Below are 16,689 nucleotides of genomic sequence, written 5' to 3'. Positions count from 1 at the left end.
TTCCGAAAAGATCATGCGCAAACAATAACCTAAAGCGCAATGACGATCCTCCCGGATCTCATCGCGCCTAGCCGGCCAGCGCTTTCAGGCGGGCCTGCGCGGATTTGGCCAGCTCCCGGGTCAATTCGGACGCGGGCATCTCGCGGCCCATGCCAATGGCCTGTCCGGCCCAAAGATTGGTGAAATCCACCCTGCCCTGCTTCTCGGCCGCCGCCTTCAAAGGCCCCAGCGCGGTCGCGGCATGGGGAAAGGCCGGCGCGTCCGGTGAAATCGGGCCGGCTTCGCGCATCAGACGGTTCTGCACGCCGCGCGCGGGCCGTCCGGTCATCACGTTGGTAATGACGGTGGAATCGTCCCGCGCTTCGGCGAGCGCCTTGCGGCCACCGGCGCTGACCTTGGATTCTGGGCAGCGCAGATAGGCGCTGCCGATCTGCACGCCGGCCGCACCGAGCGCAAAGGCAGCCGCGATACCGCGCCCATCCGCAATGCCGCCGGCCGCGATCACCGGCACCTTCACGGCATCGACGACCTGCGGCACCAGAGCGAAGGTGCCGGGCTGCTCGGCGATTTCATCGGTCAGGAACATGCCGCGATGGCCGCCAGCCTCGGCTCCTTGCGCGATCACCGCATCGACACCGCGCTGCTCGAGCCAGACTGCCTCCTTGACCGTGGTGGCCGACGAGATGACGAGGCAGCCGGCCGCCTTGACGCGCTTGAGCTGCTCCTCCGCCGGCAGGCCGAAATGGAAGCTGACGACTTCCGGCTTCAGCTCCTCGACGACCTCGCAGAACGCTGCATCGAATGGCGCGCGGTTGGCAGCGTTGATGGGCGCCGCCGGATCGAGACCATGCTCCTTGTAATAGCCCGCGAGACGCTGCTTCCAGCGCGCTTCGGCCTCGGCCGTAAGCTCGAGCGGCTTGTGGCAGAAGAAGTTCATGTTCACGGGCGCGGTAACCCGCTGGCGGATGAGATTGACTTGCTCGCGCGCCTTCTCCGCCGACAGCATCGCGCATGGCAGCGAGCCGAGCGCACCGCCTTGCGCCGCCGCGATCACCAGCTCCGCATCCATCACGCCGGCCATCGGCGCCAGCACGATCGGGAATTCGGTCTTGAAGAGGTCGATCAGTCGACGGTCAGGCCACATGGTTGTTCTCTCTTCTCTAAGCAGCGGAAGCGACCGAGTTGCGCCGGCCGGCGAGCAGCTGCTCCGCCTCTGCCGCGATCCGCTCGACGATCTCGGCTGCCGGCGGAATATCATGGATCAGGCCAACCGCCTCGCCCGCGATCACAGCGGCGACATCGAAATTGCCGCTCGCTTTTGCGGCGGCATAGTCGGCCGCAACCTTGGCGACATTCTGCATCAATTCGACCTCGCGGCCCATCCAGCGCCGGGCGTGATCGTTGATCAGGCACCGCCCGGTAAACGGCGCCGGCCAGACATTGTTACGGGAGAGATCGAAAATGATGCCGCGCACAGTCGAGCCGCTCGTTGCATCACAGATGCGCCGCTTCGCCTCCTCCGCACCGTCGGCCTCCCGGCTCGCATAAAAGCGCGTACCGAGCAGCACGCCGCTTGCGCCCAGCATCACCATGGCGGCGAGCCCGCGTCCGTCGGCGATGCCGCCGGCCGCGACCACCGGCACGCGACCCGCCGCGAGATCGACGATCCCAGGCACGAGATCGATCGTGGTGCGGGATGCACCATGGCCGCCTGCCTCGGTGCCTTGCGCGATCAGAACGTCGGCCCCCGCATCGAGCGCCTGTCGCGCCATGGCCTCGTCCTGAACCTGGCAGATCAGCCGCGCCCCGCCCGCCTTGATCTGCGGCGCAAACGGCGCGGGATCGCCGAACGACAGCATGATCGCCCCGGGCTTCGCCGCGAGCGCAACATCGAGAAGCTCGGGGCGCTTGGCGAGGCTCCAGGTGATGAAGCCGATGCCGAACGGCGCGCGTAGCGCCTTCAGCTTCGCCGTCTCCTGCTCCAGCCAAGCCCTTTCGCCATAGCCACCGCCGAGAATGCCGAAGCCGCCGGCGCGGCTCACCGTCGTCACCAGGCTGCTGCCGGCGATGATGTCCATCGGAGCAAGCAAGATCGGATGCTTAATACCGAGCAGCGCGGTCAGGGGTGTGGTGATTGGCATGGCTCCTCCCGTGTGGACAGGAAGACTAAGTGGGAATAGCATTCTCGAAAATTGAATTCTTGCGAACGCTGCCATCTCAAAAACGAAACGAAACCATGGAACTCAGCGATATCAAGACCTTCGCCGCGGTCGCCCGTACTGGCGGCATCACCCGGGCCGCCGAAGAACTCAACACCGTGCAGTCGAACGTCACCCAGCGCATCAAGGCGCTGGAGGCCGAGATCGGCACGCCGCTGTTCGAGCGCCACAGCCGCGGCATGACGCTGACCGGCGCCGGCAAACGGCTCTTGCCTTACGCGCAGCGGATGGCGGCGCTTTCGCGCGAGGCCGTCCTTGCCGCCCGCGATGATGGCGAGCCGAAGGGGCCGCTCGCGATCGGCTCAATGGAGACAACCGCCGCCGTCCGCCTGCCACCGCTGCTCGCGGATTTCCACCGGCGTTTCCCTGCCGTGCGGCTGAGCCTGCGCACTGCAACCACCGCCGATCTCGTCGCCGCCGTGCTCGATGGTGCGCTCGACGGCGCCTTCGTCGCCGCTCCCATCGAGCATGCCGAGCTCACCGCCGTCAGCGCCTTCCGCGAAGAGCTGGTGCTTGTCAGCGCGCGCCGCTGGACGTCACTCAAAGAGCTCCGCGCCGGCACGCCGGAGTCAGGCCCGACCGCGCTGGTGTTCCGCACCGGCTGCACCTATCGGCAACGCCTCGAGCAGATGTTCGTCGAGTTCGGCTGGCCGTCGGCGGCGCGCTTCGAGCTCGGCACGCTCGACGGCATGATCGGCTGCGTCGCCGCCGACATGGGCGTGACGCTGCTTCCACGTGCGGTGGTCGAGCGCAGCGCGATGATCGGCAGCGTGTCGATCCACACACTGAGCCCGGCTTACGCAGGGGTTGAGACGCTGTTCATCCAGCGCAGCGCCGGCCACCAGTACAGCGCGCTTCAGGGGTTTGCGTCCTGCCTGAACAGGGATGACGAGGTCATCGCGGCCTGAGCGACCAACGCCGCAGCGCCACGATCGCCCAGATCGCCTCGACTACGCCGAACGGCCAGGCGCCCTGCAGTATACCGTAGGCCGAGCCGAGCGCGCAGGAGGCGGCGAACAGCAGCACGAACCAGTGGCTGCGGTCCTCCAGCGCATAACAGACCAGCATCGCCGTCACGGCGAACAGGCCGAATAAGGTCAGCGCATCCATTGTTCTCGGTTCACTCCGCAGCGCTTGCCATGGTATGCGCTAACACCATGCCGGCTCCTATCCTACCTCTGGTCGATGCTGCAACCCACTGGCCCGCGCGAGGTGCGCTGATTGGGCTCGATCTCGGTACCAAGACGATCGGCGTTGCCGTCTCCGATCCCGACCGGCGGCTCGCGACCGGCGTCGAGACAATCCAGCGCAAGGCATTCAAGCAGGACGCCGCGCGCCTGCTCACCATCGCCGCCGAGCGCAAGGCTGTCGGCTTCGTGCTCGGGCTTCCGATCAACATGGACGGCAGCGAGGGCCCGCGCGCACAATCGACCCGCGCCTTTGCCCGCAATCTCGCCGGTCTCACGGCACTGCCGATCGGCCTGTGGGACGAACGTCTCTCGACGTCGGCGGTCGAGCGCGAGCTGATTAGCATGGACGTCAGCCGCGCCAAACGCGCCGAGGTGATCGACGAGCACGCCGCGATCTTCATCCTGCAAGGCGCGCTCGATCGTTTGGCCAATCTTCGCGACGCACCCGGGATGGACTGACCCATGGCGGTGGTGATTGCAGCACTGCTGCCGGTCTTCATTCTCATCGCGCTCGGCGTGGTGCTGAAACACAGCCTGATGCGGCTCGACACGCAATGGCACGGGCTGGAGCGGCTGACCTATTACGTGCTGTTTCCGATGCTGCTGATCCAGACGCTGGTGAAGGCCGACCTCGAAAAGGTGCCGGTCGCAGGCGTCGGCGGCGCGCTGCTGCTATCCTCGCTCGCGATGTCGCTGCTGTGCCTCGCACTGCGGCCGGCCCTGGCACGGCTCGACATCGACGGCCCCGCCTTCACCTCGATCTTCCAGGGTGCAACCCGCTGGCAGACCTATGTCGCACTGTCAGTCTCCGCCAATCTGTTCGGCGACATCGGCCTCGCTCTCGCCTCCGTCGCGATGGTCGCAATCATTCCGCTGGTCAACGTGTTCAGCGTCGCGGTGCTCGCGCACTATGCCTCGCCAAACAAGCAATCCGTCGGCGCTATCGTCATGACCGTGGCGAGCAACCCGCTGATCTGGGCCTGCGCGATCGGCCTGCTCGTCAACGTCCTGCACCTGCCGCTGCCAAAGATCTGGCACGAGGTCGCGGATGCGCTGAGCCGCTCTTCCCTTGCCATCGGCCTGCTCGTCACCGGCGCGGGCCTGCATCTCAATGGCCTGTTCCGCCCGAGCATGGGCGCCGCCATCGGCGTCGCCCTCAAGCTCGTGCTGATGCCCTTGATCGCGCTTCTGCTGGCGCTATGGTTCGGGCTGACCGGGACGAGCCTTGCGATCATCGCAGTCTGCGCGGCGGTGCCGACCTCGCCCAGCGCCTATGTGCTGGCCCGCCAGATGGGCGGCGATGCGCCGTTGCTCGCGCAGATCATCACGCTGCAGACGATCTTGGCGGCGATCACGATGCCGATCGCGATCGCGCTGGTGGCCTAGCCGCCATCATCGGCGCGCGATTGCCGGCAACCTCAACTCCCCAGCCACATCGTCAGCACCACTGCGGTCAGATTGTTCAGCGCATGGAGCACGATCGTGAGCCACAACGAATTGCCGCGGTAGCGCATGTAGCCGAACCACAAGCCGATCGAGAACACCTCGGCGAGGAAATACATGTCGTACTGGAGATGCACGGCCGTCCAGACCAGCGACGACAGGATGATCGCGCCGGGCACGCGCAGAAAGCTTTCCGACCAGCCACGATAGAGGAAGCCCCGCGCGATCACCTCTTCGGACATCGGCGCGGCAATGCTGAAGCTGAGCACGAGCATCGTCGCCGCACCCTTGTCGCGGCCCGATTTCAAGAGATCGGTCATGAAGCCGGGCGTCGCCTCGCGGCCCAGCGTACGCGACATCGTCTCCCAGATCACCACGATCAGGACGAGACCGACGACACCGAGCAGAATCTGCAACCAGGACGGCCAGCGCAGTGCGAGGTAGTCGGCGAAGGAAGCTCCCTTCAGGCGAATGGCCAGCCACACCGCGGCCAGCGTGGTCGGCAGACCCGCGATCACCGACAGCGCCAGCGCCTGCGGATCGCGGCCGACGAACTCGAGGGACGCCATGTCGATCGGGCCGCCGCGATGCGCGACGAGATAGACGACCGTGCCGATCTGGCCGACGAACATCGCGGCGAAGACGAACAGACCCCACAGCGACGTGCCCCAGAATTTCCAGACGCGCGGGGATACCTCGGCGGGCGTCACGATCAGCGGCGGGTGGTCAGGATTGAGAGTGTCCATCAAGAGACTTTCGTTGGATGATCGCTGTCATTCCGGGGCGATGCGCAGCAGCGAACCCGGAACGACAGACCAAGTGATCGACACAAAACATGTCAACGCAGCGCTGGCTCGAGCAGCGCTCGCACGTCGGCACTCTCCAGCTCCACTGCGCCATACATGCTGGCGTGACTGGTGGCGAGGCGTGTGGCGGCGAACAATTCGGCGTGCCGATGTGACACGACGTTGAGCGCGGCAGTTGCTGCAAGCAGTGCGAGCTTCTCAACCGCTAGCCGCGCGACCCGCTCGGAATCCTGCCGACGGAAAGCCTTATCAATGAAGGCCAATGCATCACCCACACCGGGAAGGCCGCTGGTTTCGGCTCTGAGATGCATCAGCACGTGGGCGGCCGCCTCGGGTTCACGCGCCAGCGCGCGCAGCACGTCGAGGCACATCACATTGCCCGAGCCTTCCCAGATCGCATTCACCGGGGATTCGCGAAAATGGCGCGCCAGGATGCCGTCTTCGACATAGCCATTGCCGCCGAGGCACTCCATCGCCTCGTAGAGGAAAGCCGGCGCGCTCTTGCAGACCCAGTATTTGATCGCGGGCGTGAGCAGCCGCATGTAGTTTGCTTCACGAGCGGCTTGGTGCGCCCGGTCGAAAGCCTGGCAAAGCCGCATCACCAGAGCGACCGTCGCCTCGACATGCAGTGCCATGTCCGACAGCACCGCCTGCATCAGCGGCTGATCGGCGAGATGTTTTTGGAACACGCTGCGATGACGCGCGTGATGCAGCGCGTGCGCCAGCCCCGAACGCATCAGTCCGGCGGAGGCGATCGCGCAATCCTGCCGCGTCAGCTGCACCATCTGGATGATGGTGCGGATGCCCTTGCCCTCCTCGCCGACGGCTTCCGCATGGGCGCCGACGAACTCGACCTCGGAGGACGCATTGGACCGGTTGCCGAGCTTGTCCTTGAGACGCTGGAACTGGATCGCGTTGACCGAACCATCCGGCGCAAAGCGCGGCATGAAGAAACAGGTCAGCCCGCCCTCGGCCTGCGCCAGCACGAGGAAGGCGTCGCACATCGGCGCCGACATGAACCATTTATGGCCGGTGATGCGGTAGGCGTTCCCATCGCGCACCGCGCGCGTCATGTTGGCGCGTACGTCGGTGCCGCCCTGCTTCTCCGTCATGCCCATACCGAGCGTCATGCCGCGCTTCTCCCACCACGGCGCGAAGCTTGGATCGTAGCTCTTCGTCGACAGCACCGGCATCACGCGCGCGAGCAGATCAGGCTGCATCGCAAGCGCCGCGACAGAGGCGCGCGTCATGGTGATCGGGCACAGATGTCCGGTCTCGACCTGTGAGGCGATGTAGAACTTTGCCGCGCGGATGACCTCGGCCGCATCGCCGGCAGGCTTTCCGTCCGTAGTCCAGGTGGAATTGTGCACACCGGCATGCGCGCTATACGCCATCAGCTCGTGATAGGCGGGATGAAACTCGACCTGGTCGCGACGGTTGCCCTTGGCGTCAAAGGTGCGGAGCTTTGGCGTGTTCTCATTGGCGATGCGCCCGCGCTCGGCCATCGCCGCCGAGCCCCAATGCCGGCCGAACGCCGACAGCTCCTGTTCCGCCGCAGCACCGCCATTGGCCCTGACTGCATCCACCAGAGGGCGATCTGCTGCAAACAGGTCGACGTCCTCCAGAGGCGGCGACTGGTTGAAGACCTCGTGGGTTGCGAAGCTCGGCTGGGTCATGGCGTGTCCTCGGACCGGAATCAGTTCCGCCGCGGCTGGATCGGGAAATCATAGGCTGCCCCGCCCGCCCCCGGCAGGGAAAAATGCCACCACTCCTTCGAATAGTTCACAAAGCCTTGCCGGGCCATCACAGCGACCAGCCGCTTGCGCCAGGCGCGCTGATCGGCCGTGATCGACGGTGCAGCGGTATGGCCCTTCGCATCCGTGCAGTCATAGCCGGTGCCCATGTCGACGCTGCCTTCGGGCGGCCGGGCCTCGACCGGCGCCGTGCAGTCGGCGTAGGACCTGGCGGGATCATATTTGGCGGAGTTGTCAGCCCTGAGATCGACGAGCGTCAGATCGAGCGCCGCACCCGTGGAATGCTGCGAGCGGCTCGCGATGTAGCCGAGCCGGAACAGCTCGGTCTTGGGAATCTTGGGATTGTAGCGTCGCTCGGCCGCCGGCTCGCGGCCGTTCTGCGCCCATGCCACCATATCGAGCGACGCGCGCACCGGGCGGTAGCAATCGAACATCTTCAGCGAGAGGTTTTGGATGGCCAGCTCCTGCTGGATCGCCTTCAGCCGCAGCCCCACCTCCCGCTTCACCACGCATTCGCCGGCGCCGTAGCCGCTCAGCGGATGGCCGGTGAAATTGTTCGAGGTCGCGTAGCGGATGTCCTGGATGATCGTGGGATCGATGTCGCGCAAGTACACGAAGCCGCCGGGGAGCGATTGGGCGTGGGCGAAGGAAATTGAGACGATTGTTACAATTGCAATCAAGATCAGCTTCACGGAGCACTTCCCATCTTTCCATCGTCATTCCGGGGCGATGCGACGGGACCGCGCAAAGCGCGGCCCGGAGCATCGAACCCGGAATCTCGAGATTCCGGGTCTGGCGCTGACGCGCCATCCCGGAATGACGGTGTATCAGACTGATCAGGGGATAACTCACTTCCCTACCTTTGGCCCTTGCCCCCTTACCCATCCCCGCCTATAGCTCTGCTTTTAATGACCCCTGCATCGAAATCGACCTTCGTCCTCGGTCACCGGCATCTGCTGGGCATCGAGGGCCTTTCCGCTGCCGACATCACCGGCCTCCTCGACCTGTCCGAAGAATATGTCGAGGTGAACCGCCAGGTGGACAAGAAACGCGCCGTCCTGCGTGGGCGGACGCAAGTGAACCTGTTCTTTGAGGCGTCCACCCGCACCCAATCCTCGTTCGAGATCGCCGGCAAACGCATGGGTGCCGACGTCATGAACATGTCGGTCTCCTCCTCCTCCATGAAGAAGGGCGAGACGCTGATCGACACCGCGGTGACGCTGAATGCCATGCACCCGGACATCCTGGTGGTACGACATCACGCCTCCGGCGCGGTGGAACTTCTGGCCCGCAAGGTTGACGGTTCCGTGATCAATGCCGGCGACGGCGCGCATGAGCATCCGACGCAGGCGCTGCTGGACGCGCTGACCATCCGCCGCAACAAGGGCCGGATCGAGGGCCTCGTGATCGCGATCTGCGGCGACGTCCTGCATTCGCGCGTCGCCCGCTCCAACATCATCCTGCTCAACACCATGGGCGCCCGCGTCCGCGTCGTCGGGCCGTCCACGCTGCTGCCGCCCGGCATTGAGCGGATGGGCGTCGAAGTTGCGCGAGACATGCGCGAGGGCCTGGAAGGCGCTGATATCGTCATGATGCTGCGGCTCCAGCGCGAGCGCATGAACGGCTCCTTCGTGCCGTCCACCAGCGAATACTTCAACTATTTCGGCCTCGACCAGAAAAAGCTCGCCTACGCCAAACCCGATGCGCTGGTGATGCATCCCGGTCCCATGAACCGCGGCGTCGAGATCGACACAGCGGTCGCCGACGGCGCCCAGTCCCTGATCCGCGAACAGGTGGAGATGGGCGTCGCCGTACGCATGGCGGTGCTGGAAGCGCTCGCCCGTAACCTGCCGAACGCGTGATGCCAATGCTAACCGACCGCCGCCCGATCCTGCTCGCCAACGCCCGCGTCGTCGATCCCGCCAGGGATTTTGACGGCATCGGCGACGTCCTGATCGCCGACGGCACGATCCGCGAGACCCGCCGCGGCATCGGCGCAGCCGGCGTCCCCGAGGGCACCGACATCGTCAACTGCTCCGGCAAGATCGTGGCTCCCGGCCTGATCGACATACGCGCCTTCGCCGGCGAGCCGGGCTACGGTCATCGCGAGACCTTTGCGAGCGCGAGCCAGGCGGCCGCGACCGGCGGCATCACCACCGTGATCTGCCAGCCGGACACCTTACCCGTCATCGACAATTCGGCGACCGTCGACTTCGTGATGCGCCGGGCCCGTGACACCGCGATCGTCAACATCCAGCCGATGGCCGCCCTGACCAAGGGGATGCGCGGCGAGGAGATGACCGAGTTCGGTCTCCTGAAAGCCGCCGGCGCGGTCGCCTTCAGCGACGGCGACCGAAGTGTCACCAATGCGCAGGTGATGCGCCGCGCCCTCACCTATGCGCGCGATTTCGACGCGCTGATCGTGCATTACACCGAGGATCCCAACCTCGTCGGCGAAGGCGTCATGAACGAGGGCGAGTTCGCGACCCGCCTCGGCCTGATGGGCATCCCGAACGCCGCGGAAGCCGTGGTGCTGGAGCGCGACATGCGCCTCGTCGCGCTGACCGGCGGCCGCTATCACGCGGCCTCGCTCTCCTGCATCGACTCGCTCGATATTCTCAAGCGCGCCCGCGACGCCGGTCTTGCCGTCAGCGCCTCGGTCTCGATCAACCATCTCGCACTGAACGAGAACGATATCGGGCCTTACCGGACGTTCCTGAAACTGTCGCCGCCGCTGCGCACCGAGGACGACCGCCGGGCGCTGGTTGCGGCCGTCGGCTCTGGCCTCGTCGACGTCATCATGTCCGACCACAATCCGCAGGACGTCGAAGGCAAGCGGCTGCCGTTCGCGGAAGCAGCTCCCGGCGCGGTGGGCCTCGAGACCATGCTGTCGGCGGGGCTGCGGCTGGTGCATAATGGCGAGATGGAACTGAAGACGCTGATCAGGGCGATGTCGACCCGGCCGGCCGAGCTGCTCGGCCTGCCCGGTGGCACCTTGCGCGCCGGCGCGCCGGCCGACGTCGTCGTGATCGACGCCGACACGCCCTGGGTGCTCGATCCCGCCGACCTCAAATCGCCCTGCAAGAATACGCCATTCGATGAAGCCCGCTTCTCGGGCCGCGTGGTGCGCACCATCGTCGGCGGACGGACGGTGTTCGAGCATGTCTAATCATGCGCGGGAAATACGCCGGACATGGAGATGTGGCGATGGGAATTGAAGCTGTCCTGCCAGTTGCATTCCTTATCGGCTATTTCCTGGGCTCGATCCCGTTCGGGCTCGTACTGACACGCCTTGCAGGCACGCAGGACCTGCGCTCGATCGGCTCGGGCAATATCGGCGCCACCAATGTGCTGCGCACCGGCCGCAAGGGACTGGCAGCAGCGACGCTATTGCTCGACGCACTCAAGGGCACGGTTGCGGTGGTGGTTGCGGGCTATCTCGCCGGGCCCGATGCAGCGATTCTGGCAGGCCTCGGCGCCTTTCTCGGCCATCTCTTCCCGGTCTGGATCAAGTTCAAAGGCGGCAAGGGTGTCGCGGTCTATATCGGCATCCTGCTTGGCCTGTTCTGGCCGGGCGCACTGTTCTTCTGCCTCTTGTGGCTCGCAACCGCCTTCACCACCCGCTACTCCTCGCTCTCGGCGCTGGTAGCGGCCTTCGTGACGCCGATCTTCCTGTGGTGGTTCGGCCACCTCGCGCTCGCCTCGCTGTTCGCGGTGCTGACACTGCTGTTGTTCTACATGCATCGCGAGAACATCAAGCGGCTGCAGTCGGGCACCGAGGGCCGGATCGGTCAAAAGGGCTGAGTCCGGAAAAAGTACGGATACCGACGCAGGCCGTCCGCATTATATTCCAATTCCTGTTCGCAACTCTTGTGCTGACAGTGGCAAAGGAGTTCCATGCCTGTCATCCTCAGGGATGACAATGGCGTCATCCGGTTTGCGTCCGATGAATGAGAAGACCGACGTTACGCATGATCGACTAACTCAGCGCAGCGCCACTGATGCGCCCGCGCAAGCTTGCGGCACCGCTGCGAGCCGCCTGCTCTCTTTGACGAACATCTGGTCAAGCGCCTCCGAACCGCCCGTCGCGGAGGCGCCCGTTCCGAAACCACCGCCCGCCCGCGAAGAGATCGCGCCCCCCGTAGCGCCGCCGATCGAACGGCCGGCCCCTGCCCCCGCCATCACGAACGCGCGCCCCTCTACCGCCTGGCCGCCGCGAAAGCTGTCGCTGGCGTTGCAGGGCGGTGGCACCTTTGCCGCTTTCACCTGGGGCGTGCTGGAGCGGCTGCTGGAAGAGCCGGGAATCGAATTCGACACCATCAGCGGCGCCAGTGCCGGCGCCATCAACGTGCTGCTGGTCGCCTGTGGCCTTGCCGAGGGCGGCCGCGAGGGCGCGCGGGCCCGCCTCGAGCGGTTCTGGGTACGGCTGATGCACGAGGCCTCGTTCCGCTCACTAATGCTGGTCGGCGGCTTTTCGCCGGCAGGAAGCTCCGTGGCATTCGGGCCGACGCTGCGCTCCGGCCAGTTCGATCCGTTCGATCTCGATCCGCTGCGGCAAGCGCTGTCGCGCGACATCAATTTTGCGGCGCTGCAGGCCAAGGCCTGCCCGAAACTTCTCGTCGCAGCGACACGGATCCGCGATGGACACCTGCAGGTGTTTTCGAACGACGCGATCACCGCCGACGTCGCGCTGGCCTCGACCTGTCCGCCGTTGGTGCATTGCGCCATCGAGATCGACGGCGAGGCCTATTGGGACGGCGGCTATGGCGGCAATCCGCCGCTGGTGCGGCTGGTGCAGGAGTCGCGCGCGTCCGACGTGCTGGTCGTCCAGGTGACGCCCTCGCGCGACAGCTACGTGCCGATCACGCTTGCTGCGATCGACCGCAGGCTCGACCAGATCGCGGCCAACGCCGCGCTTAACGCCGAGCTCGCCGCGGTGGAATGGGCGCGCGCCGGCTCGGCACCCGCGCTACGCCTGTTCAGGATCGCGGCGGAAGACGAGATCGAGGGGCTGGCGCAGCGCTCATCGACCGATCTTGGCCGCGGCTTCATTCGCCTGCTGCACCGGAGCGGCCGCACAGCTGCCGACCGCTGGCTGCGGCAGGAGACGCGTAGCGAGCCGTCCGTTCAGCGCACGCCTGCCGAGCCCGCGCTAGCTTGACGCCGCGAGCGCGTTCTCGAGGAAGCGCGCGGCGGCCAGCGCGCCCGCATCATTGCCGAAGCGCGCGATCACCTGCACGCCGACCGGCAGGCCGTCCACCTTCAGCGCAGGCACGTTGACGCAAGGATTGCCCATCAACGTCCACAGCCGGTTGTAGCGGGGATCGCCGGTCGATGAGAGCCCCTTTGGCGCGGTGCCCGGCGCGGAATAGGTCAAGAGCACATCGACACCCTCAAAGACTTCGCCGAGCTCGCGGCGGCCGCGGCGGCCAGTCCGGCGCGCCTCGTCATATTCGCGCGGCGTGACCCCGACGCTCGCATCGAGGGTCGCGCGCAGCATCGGCGCGATCTCGTCGTGACACTCGGAAAACTCCCAGGCGAACGCACGATGCGCCTCGAACACCTGGATGACCGGATGAATGCGCCAAGCCTCCCGCACCAGTTCCGGCAGGTCGACGCTCTCGACGCTCGCGCCGGCGCGCTTCGCAGCCTTGATCGCGGCGGCGAGCCCCTCTTCGGCTGCGGGCTCGACCGGACCGGCGAACTCCTGCCTGACCACGCCTATGCGCGGCGAGGTCGCCGGGCTGATGTCGGAGAATTCGGCACGACCGGTCATCGCAAACAGCCCGCGCGCGACGTCGTCGACGCCGGCACCGAACAGGCCGACCGTATCGAGCGCCCAGGAGAAGCACTTTACGCCTACCGTCGGCAGCAGCCGGAACGACGGCTTGATCGCCGCGACGCCGCAATAGGCCGCGGGCCGGATCACCGAGCCGCCGGTCTGCGTGCCGAGCGCGAGCGGGATCATGCCGGCAGCCACGGCTGCCGCCGAGCCCGCGGAGGAGCCGCCCGGCGTGTGGCCGGGATTGTGCGGATTGAGCGTGACGGTCGGATCGTTCGCGGCGAAGGCGGTCGTCGTGGTCTTGCCAATGACGGTGGCCCCGGCCCGCTTGAGCATCATCACCACCGGTGCATCCGCGCGCGGCTGCCAGTCACGATAGATCGACGAGCCCATCTCGGTCGGGAAATCGGCGGTGTCGACGATGTCCTTGATGCCGACCGCAATGCCGCGCAGCGGACCCGAGCCTTGCGCCTTCGCCGATTTGGCGTGACAGACGAAGGCCCGGACATCCTTCTCCCGCGCCTCGATCGCCTCAAGCGACTGCGCGATCGCGGCATCCGGCGAAAGCTCGCCCCTCTCGATGCGGCGCTGGAGGTCGGCGAGTGAGATCATGGCGAAATCCTTCTTGTTGGAAGCGCTTTTAGCATCGGAACGAGGTCGCGCAAGCGCAGGCCCCCTGTTGCCCACGCGCCCAGGTTGTTCCATGCTGCGCGCGCAAGGAGACACCGTGGACGCTATCACGAACACAACAACCCTCACCGAGGCCGACAGGATCGACCGCTTCCGTCTGATCCGCTCGGACAATGTCGGCCCGCGCACCTTCCGCTCGCTGGTCGATCACTTTGGTAGCGCACGCGCGGCGCTGGAGCGGCTGCCCGAGCTTGCGCGGCGCGGCGGCGCGGCGCGGTCGGGGCGCATCTGCTCCGCAGATGAGGCCAGGGCCGAGCTCGCGGCAAGCCGGAAACGCGGCGTGAGCTGGCTCGCGCCCGGCGAGGACGGCTATCCCTCGCGCCTTGCGACGATCGACGACGCGCCGCCGCTGCTGGCGGTGCGCGGCGACGCCGCAACCTTGATGCGGCCGATGATAGCGATCGTCGGCTCGCGCAATGCCTCCGGCGCCGGGCTCAAATTTGCAGGCCAGCTCGCACGCGAGCTCGGCGAGGCCGGCTTCGTGGTCATCTCGGGCCTTGCCCGCGGCGTCGACCAGGCCGCACATCGCACGAGCATCGCAACCGGCACGGTCGCAGTGCTCGCCGGCGGCCATGACTGCATCTACCCACCCGAGCATGAGGATCTGCTCGCCGCGATCATCGACCAGAGCGGCGCTGCGATCTCCGAAATGCCGCTCGGTCACGCGCCGCGCGCCCGCGATTTTCCTCGCCGCAACCGCCTGATCTCGGGCGCCTCGCTCGGCGTGGTCGTGGTCGAGGCGGCGCAGCGCTCGGGCTCGCTGATCACCGCGCGCATGGCGGCCGAACAGGGCCGCGAGGTCTTTGCCGTGCCGGGCTCGCCGCTCGATCCGCGCGCCGCCGGCACCAATGACCTGATCAAGCAGGGCGCAACGCTCGTGACGGAAGCCGCCGACATCATCAATGCGGTGCAGCCGATCATGGAACGGCCGGTGATGCATCCGGCCGGCGAGCCTGACAGCGAACCGTTTGAAAGCGATCCGCAAGGGCACGACCGGGATAAGATCACCGGCCTGCTCGGCCCCGTGCCGATCTCGATCGACGATCTCGTGCGGATGTCCGGCGCCTCGCCTGCGATCGTCCGCACCGTGCTACTGGAGCTCGAACTCGCGGGACGTCTGGAGCGCCACGGCGGTGGTCTGGTCTCGCTCCTCTAGAAAAAGATCGAAAACAACCCCATGCAAAAGTAGAAAGCCCGCCACGGGCGGGCGTCGCAGGGCTTCTCGCCGCTCCCGAGGTGAACCGGGCTAAATCGCTCCAACCAAAGGAGATTCAGCCCAACAGCTCAGATCAGCCCTCATTGCGCTTGTCGAAGCGCGCCCGCGCCGCCTCGATTTCCGTCTGGTGCGCCTTCGCCCACATGCCGAGCGCCTCGACCGGGCGAGCCAGCCCGCGGCCGAGATCGGTCAGTTCATAATCCACGCGCGGGGGAATGGTCGGAAAGATTGTGCGCGTGACGAGCCCGTCGCGCTCCAGCCCGCGCAGCGTGAGGGTCAGCATCCGCTGCGAGATGCCGGCGATCATGCGCTTGAGCTCATTGAAGCGCTTCGGCCCGTCGCCGAGCATCATGATCACGAACACGCTCCATTTGTCGCCGACCCGGGCAAGGATGGAGGCGACGCCGCGGCAGTCGGAATGGTCGGGATGCGGCACCGGCAGGGCGGGCAAATGGCTGTGTGTCGGTTTCAAAGATGTGCCCATGGCTCAAAAAAGTGCGTTCTTGCGGGGATTTCGATAGTCACTCATGTAGTGCGGGTTACAAATCTATACCATGGGTGACCCAAATGAAACTCCTCCACATCGACTCCAGCGTGCTCGGCCCCCACTCCGTTAGCCGGCAGGTTTCGGCGGCCGTCGTCGACCGGCTGCGCCAGGCCACGCCGTCCCCTGAGATTGTTTATCGCGACCTGACCCAGGTGCCGCTCGCGCACCTTTCCGGATCGCATCTCGCCGCTGCACAAGGCGGCCCGGCGCCGGCAGAACTCGGGCCCGACCTCGCCGCCAGCAAGACCGTGCTGGATGAATTCCTCGCCGCCGACATCGTCGTGATCGGCGCGCCCATGTACAATTTCACCATCCCGAGCCAGCTCAAGGCCTGGATCGATCGCATCATCGTGGCAGGAAAGACGTTCCAGTACGGCGCCACCGGACCTGAAGGGCTTGCCGGCGGCAAGCGCGTGATCGTGGCGATCTCCCGCGGCGGCTATTACGGCGCTGGCACGCCGCTCGCTGCCCTGGAGCACCTCGAAACCTATCTGCGCAGCGTGTTTGGCTTCATCGGGATCAGCCCGGAATTCATTATCGCTGATGGCATCCAGGTCGGACCGGACCACCGCGAGAAGGCCATCGCAGGCGCGCTTCAGGCCGCGACCAGCCTGCGCGCGGCCTAGGCTTCTCGCCAACGCCATCTGTCGCCGCCACATGCGGGCGGCGGCAACTGCACCAGCGCATCTGTCGCAAAGCTAAAACCACATCCCCTGAATGCCCAGGATGACGGCGACCAGCGAGATGAGCAATCCAATGCCGGAGAACAAGGCGACCGCAACGAGCTCGTGCGTGTCGGATTTCTTCGCGGGGATGGCGGAACGTTCGGTGTAAATACGCGGTGCTGAAATCGACGAAAAAATGCGAGCGGCTTTCGGCATAACGGGCTCCCTTAAATGGGTCTTATGACCCCTGCCCGTAGAAATGTCTGTGCACCGCACGCCAAGGTTCAACCATATCACGCACTGTTTTGGAAATACGTCTCAGGGATGAGGGAACCGGCCGGCGCAACCGCGCCAGGCCGGTTCAATTTTCACTTCAT

Annotated in this window: 18 protein-coding genes; 9 read left to right on the top strand and 9 right to left on the bottom strand. The window is 65.9% G+C overall.

Annotated elements, in window-relative coordinates; translation table 11 throughout:
• Window positions 1-67: 67 nt before the first annotated feature.
• Window positions 68-1,144: an NAD(P)H-dependent flavin oxidoreductase gene (locus Q2941_RS32830; protein WP_458195003.1), complete on the bottom strand. Its 1,077-nt coding sequence runs from the start codon at window positions 1,142-1,144 to the stop codon at window positions 68-70.
• Window positions 1,145-1,160: 16 nt separating this feature from the next.
• A complete protein-coding gene (locus tag Q2941_RS32825) occupies window positions 1,161-2,141 on the bottom strand; it encodes an NAD(P)H-dependent flavin oxidoreductase (protein WP_458195002.1) in 981 nt (326 codons plus the stop codon).
• A gap of 95 nt (window positions 2,142-2,236) precedes the next feature.
• On the opposite strand from Q2941_RS32825, the gene Q2941_RS32820 reads away from it, so the two are divergent.
• On the top strand, window positions 2,237-3,127 hold the full coding sequence (locus tag Q2941_RS32820; protein ID WP_254112084.1) for a LysR family transcriptional regulator: 891 nt from the start codon (window positions 2,237-2,239) through the stop codon (window positions 3,125-3,127).
• Here Q2941_RS32820 and Q2941_RS32815 read toward each other — a convergent pair.
• Entirely contained in the window at window positions 3,114-3,329 is a 216-nt protein-coding gene (locus tag Q2941_RS32815) for a hypothetical protein (protein WP_254112083.1), read from the bottom strand. The two genes, Q2941_RS32820 and Q2941_RS32815, sit on opposite strands and share 14 nt — an antisense overlap.
• Window positions 3,330-3,376: 47 nt before the next feature.
• On the opposite strand from Q2941_RS32815, the gene ruvX reads away from it, so the two are divergent.
• Window positions 3,377-3,868 (top strand): Holliday junction resolvase RuvX, encoded by a 492-nt coding sequence (gene ruvX, locus Q2941_RS32810; protein WP_458195001.1) that lies wholly within the window; start codon window positions 3,377-3,379, stop codon window positions 3,866-3,868.
• Window positions 3,869-3,871: 3 nt separating this feature from the next.
• A complete protein-coding gene (locus Q2941_RS32805) occupies window positions 3,872-4,795 on the top strand; it encodes an AEC family transporter (RefSeq protein WP_458195000.1) in 924 nt (307 codons plus the stop codon).
• Window positions 4,796-4,827: 32 nt separating this feature from the next.
• On the opposite strand, the gene Q2941_RS32800 is transcribed toward Q2941_RS32805, so the two are convergent.
• The 3 genes from Q2941_RS32800 to Q2941_RS32790 form a co-directional block, all read right to left on the bottom strand.
• Entirely contained in the window at window positions 4,828-5,598 is a 771-nt protein-coding gene (locus Q2941_RS32800; RefSeq protein WP_458194999.1) for a CPBP family intramembrane glutamic endopeptidase, read from the bottom strand.
• Between the two features lie 92 nt (window positions 5,599-5,690).
• Window positions 5,691-7,334: an acyl-CoA dehydrogenase family protein gene (locus Q2941_RS32795; protein WP_458194998.1), complete on the bottom strand. Its 1,644-nt coding sequence runs from the start codon at window positions 7,332-7,334 to the stop codon at window positions 5,691-5,693.
• Window positions 7,335-7,354: 20 nt separating this feature from the next.
• Window positions 7,355-8,104 (bottom strand): M15 family metallopeptidase, encoded by a 750-nt coding sequence (locus Q2941_RS32790; protein WP_458194997.1) that lies wholly within the window; start codon window positions 8,102-8,104, stop codon window positions 7,355-7,357.
• 216 nt (window positions 8,105-8,320) lie between these two features.
• On the opposite strand from Q2941_RS32790, the gene Q2941_RS32785 reads away from it, so the two are divergent.
• From Q2941_RS32785 to Q2941_RS32770, 4 genes are all read left to right on the top strand, one after another.
• Window positions 8,321-9,274, top strand: coding sequence for an aspartate carbamoyltransferase catalytic subunit (locus Q2941_RS32785; RefSeq protein ID WP_027522965.1), 954 nt, complete (start codon window positions 8,321-8,323; stop codon window positions 9,272-9,274).
• A gap of 5 nt (window positions 9,275-9,279) precedes the next feature.
• Window positions 9,280-10,581: a dihydroorotase gene (locus Q2941_RS32780; RefSeq protein WP_458195021.1), complete on the top strand. Its 1,302-nt coding sequence runs from the start codon at window positions 9,280-9,282 to the stop codon at window positions 10,579-10,581.
• Between the two features lie 38 nt (window positions 10,582-10,619).
• On the top strand, window positions 10,620-11,216 hold the full coding sequence (gene plsY, locus Q2941_RS32775) for a glycerol-3-phosphate 1-O-acyltransferase PlsY (RefSeq protein WP_458194996.1): 597 nt from the start codon (window positions 10,620-10,622) through the stop codon (window positions 11,214-11,216).
• 142 nt (window positions 11,217-11,358) lie between these two features.
• Window positions 11,359-12,573, top strand: coding sequence for a patatin-like phospholipase family protein (locus Q2941_RS32770; protein ID WP_458194995.1), 1,215 nt, complete (start codon window positions 11,359-11,361; stop codon window positions 12,571-12,573).
• Here Q2941_RS32770 and Q2941_RS32765 read toward each other — a convergent pair.
• The gene (locus Q2941_RS32765) at window positions 12,565-13,806 is read right to left on the bottom strand and encodes an amidase (RefSeq protein WP_458194994.1); all 1,242 of its coding nucleotides are present in this window, start codon (window positions 13,804-13,806) and stop codon (window positions 12,565-12,567) included. The genes Q2941_RS32770 and Q2941_RS32765 overlap by 9 nt on opposite strands.
• Before the next feature lie 91 nt (window positions 13,807-13,897).
• Between Q2941_RS32765 and dprA the strand changes: the two genes are divergently transcribed.
• Entirely contained in the window at window positions 13,898-15,040 is a 1,143-nt protein-coding gene (gene dprA / locus Q2941_RS32760; RefSeq protein WP_458194993.1) for a DNA-processing protein DprA, read from the top strand.
• Between the two features lie 133 nt (window positions 15,041-15,173).
• Here dprA and Q2941_RS32755 read toward each other — a convergent pair whose 3' ends face one another.
• A complete protein-coding gene (locus Q2941_RS32755) occupies window positions 15,174-15,584 on the bottom strand; it encodes a winged helix-turn-helix transcriptional regulator (protein WP_027522970.1) in 411 nt (136 codons plus the stop codon).
• Window positions 15,585-15,667: 83 nt separating this feature from the next.
• On the opposite strand from Q2941_RS32755, the gene Q2941_RS32750 reads away from it, so the two are divergent.
• Window positions 15,668-16,273 (top strand): FMN-dependent NADH-azoreductase, encoded by a 606-nt coding sequence (locus Q2941_RS32750; protein ID WP_027522971.1) that lies wholly within the window; start codon window positions 15,668-15,670, stop codon window positions 16,271-16,273.
• Window positions 16,274-16,345: 72 nt separating this feature from the next.
• On the opposite strand, the gene Q2941_RS32745 is transcribed toward Q2941_RS32750, so the two are convergent.
• Window positions 16,346-16,528 carry a hypothetical protein gene (locus Q2941_RS32745; RefSeq protein WP_254112073.1) on the bottom strand — a complete coding sequence of 61 codons (183 nt, stop codon included), beginning with the start codon at window positions 16,526-16,528 and terminating at the stop codon, window positions 16,346-16,348.
• Between the last annotated feature and the right edge of the window lie 161 nt (window positions 16,529-16,689).

The sequence above is a fragment of the Bradyrhizobium sp. UFLA05-153 genome, from assembly GCF_054185185.1.
This window is presented reverse-complemented; position numbering and strand designations above follow the sequence as displayed.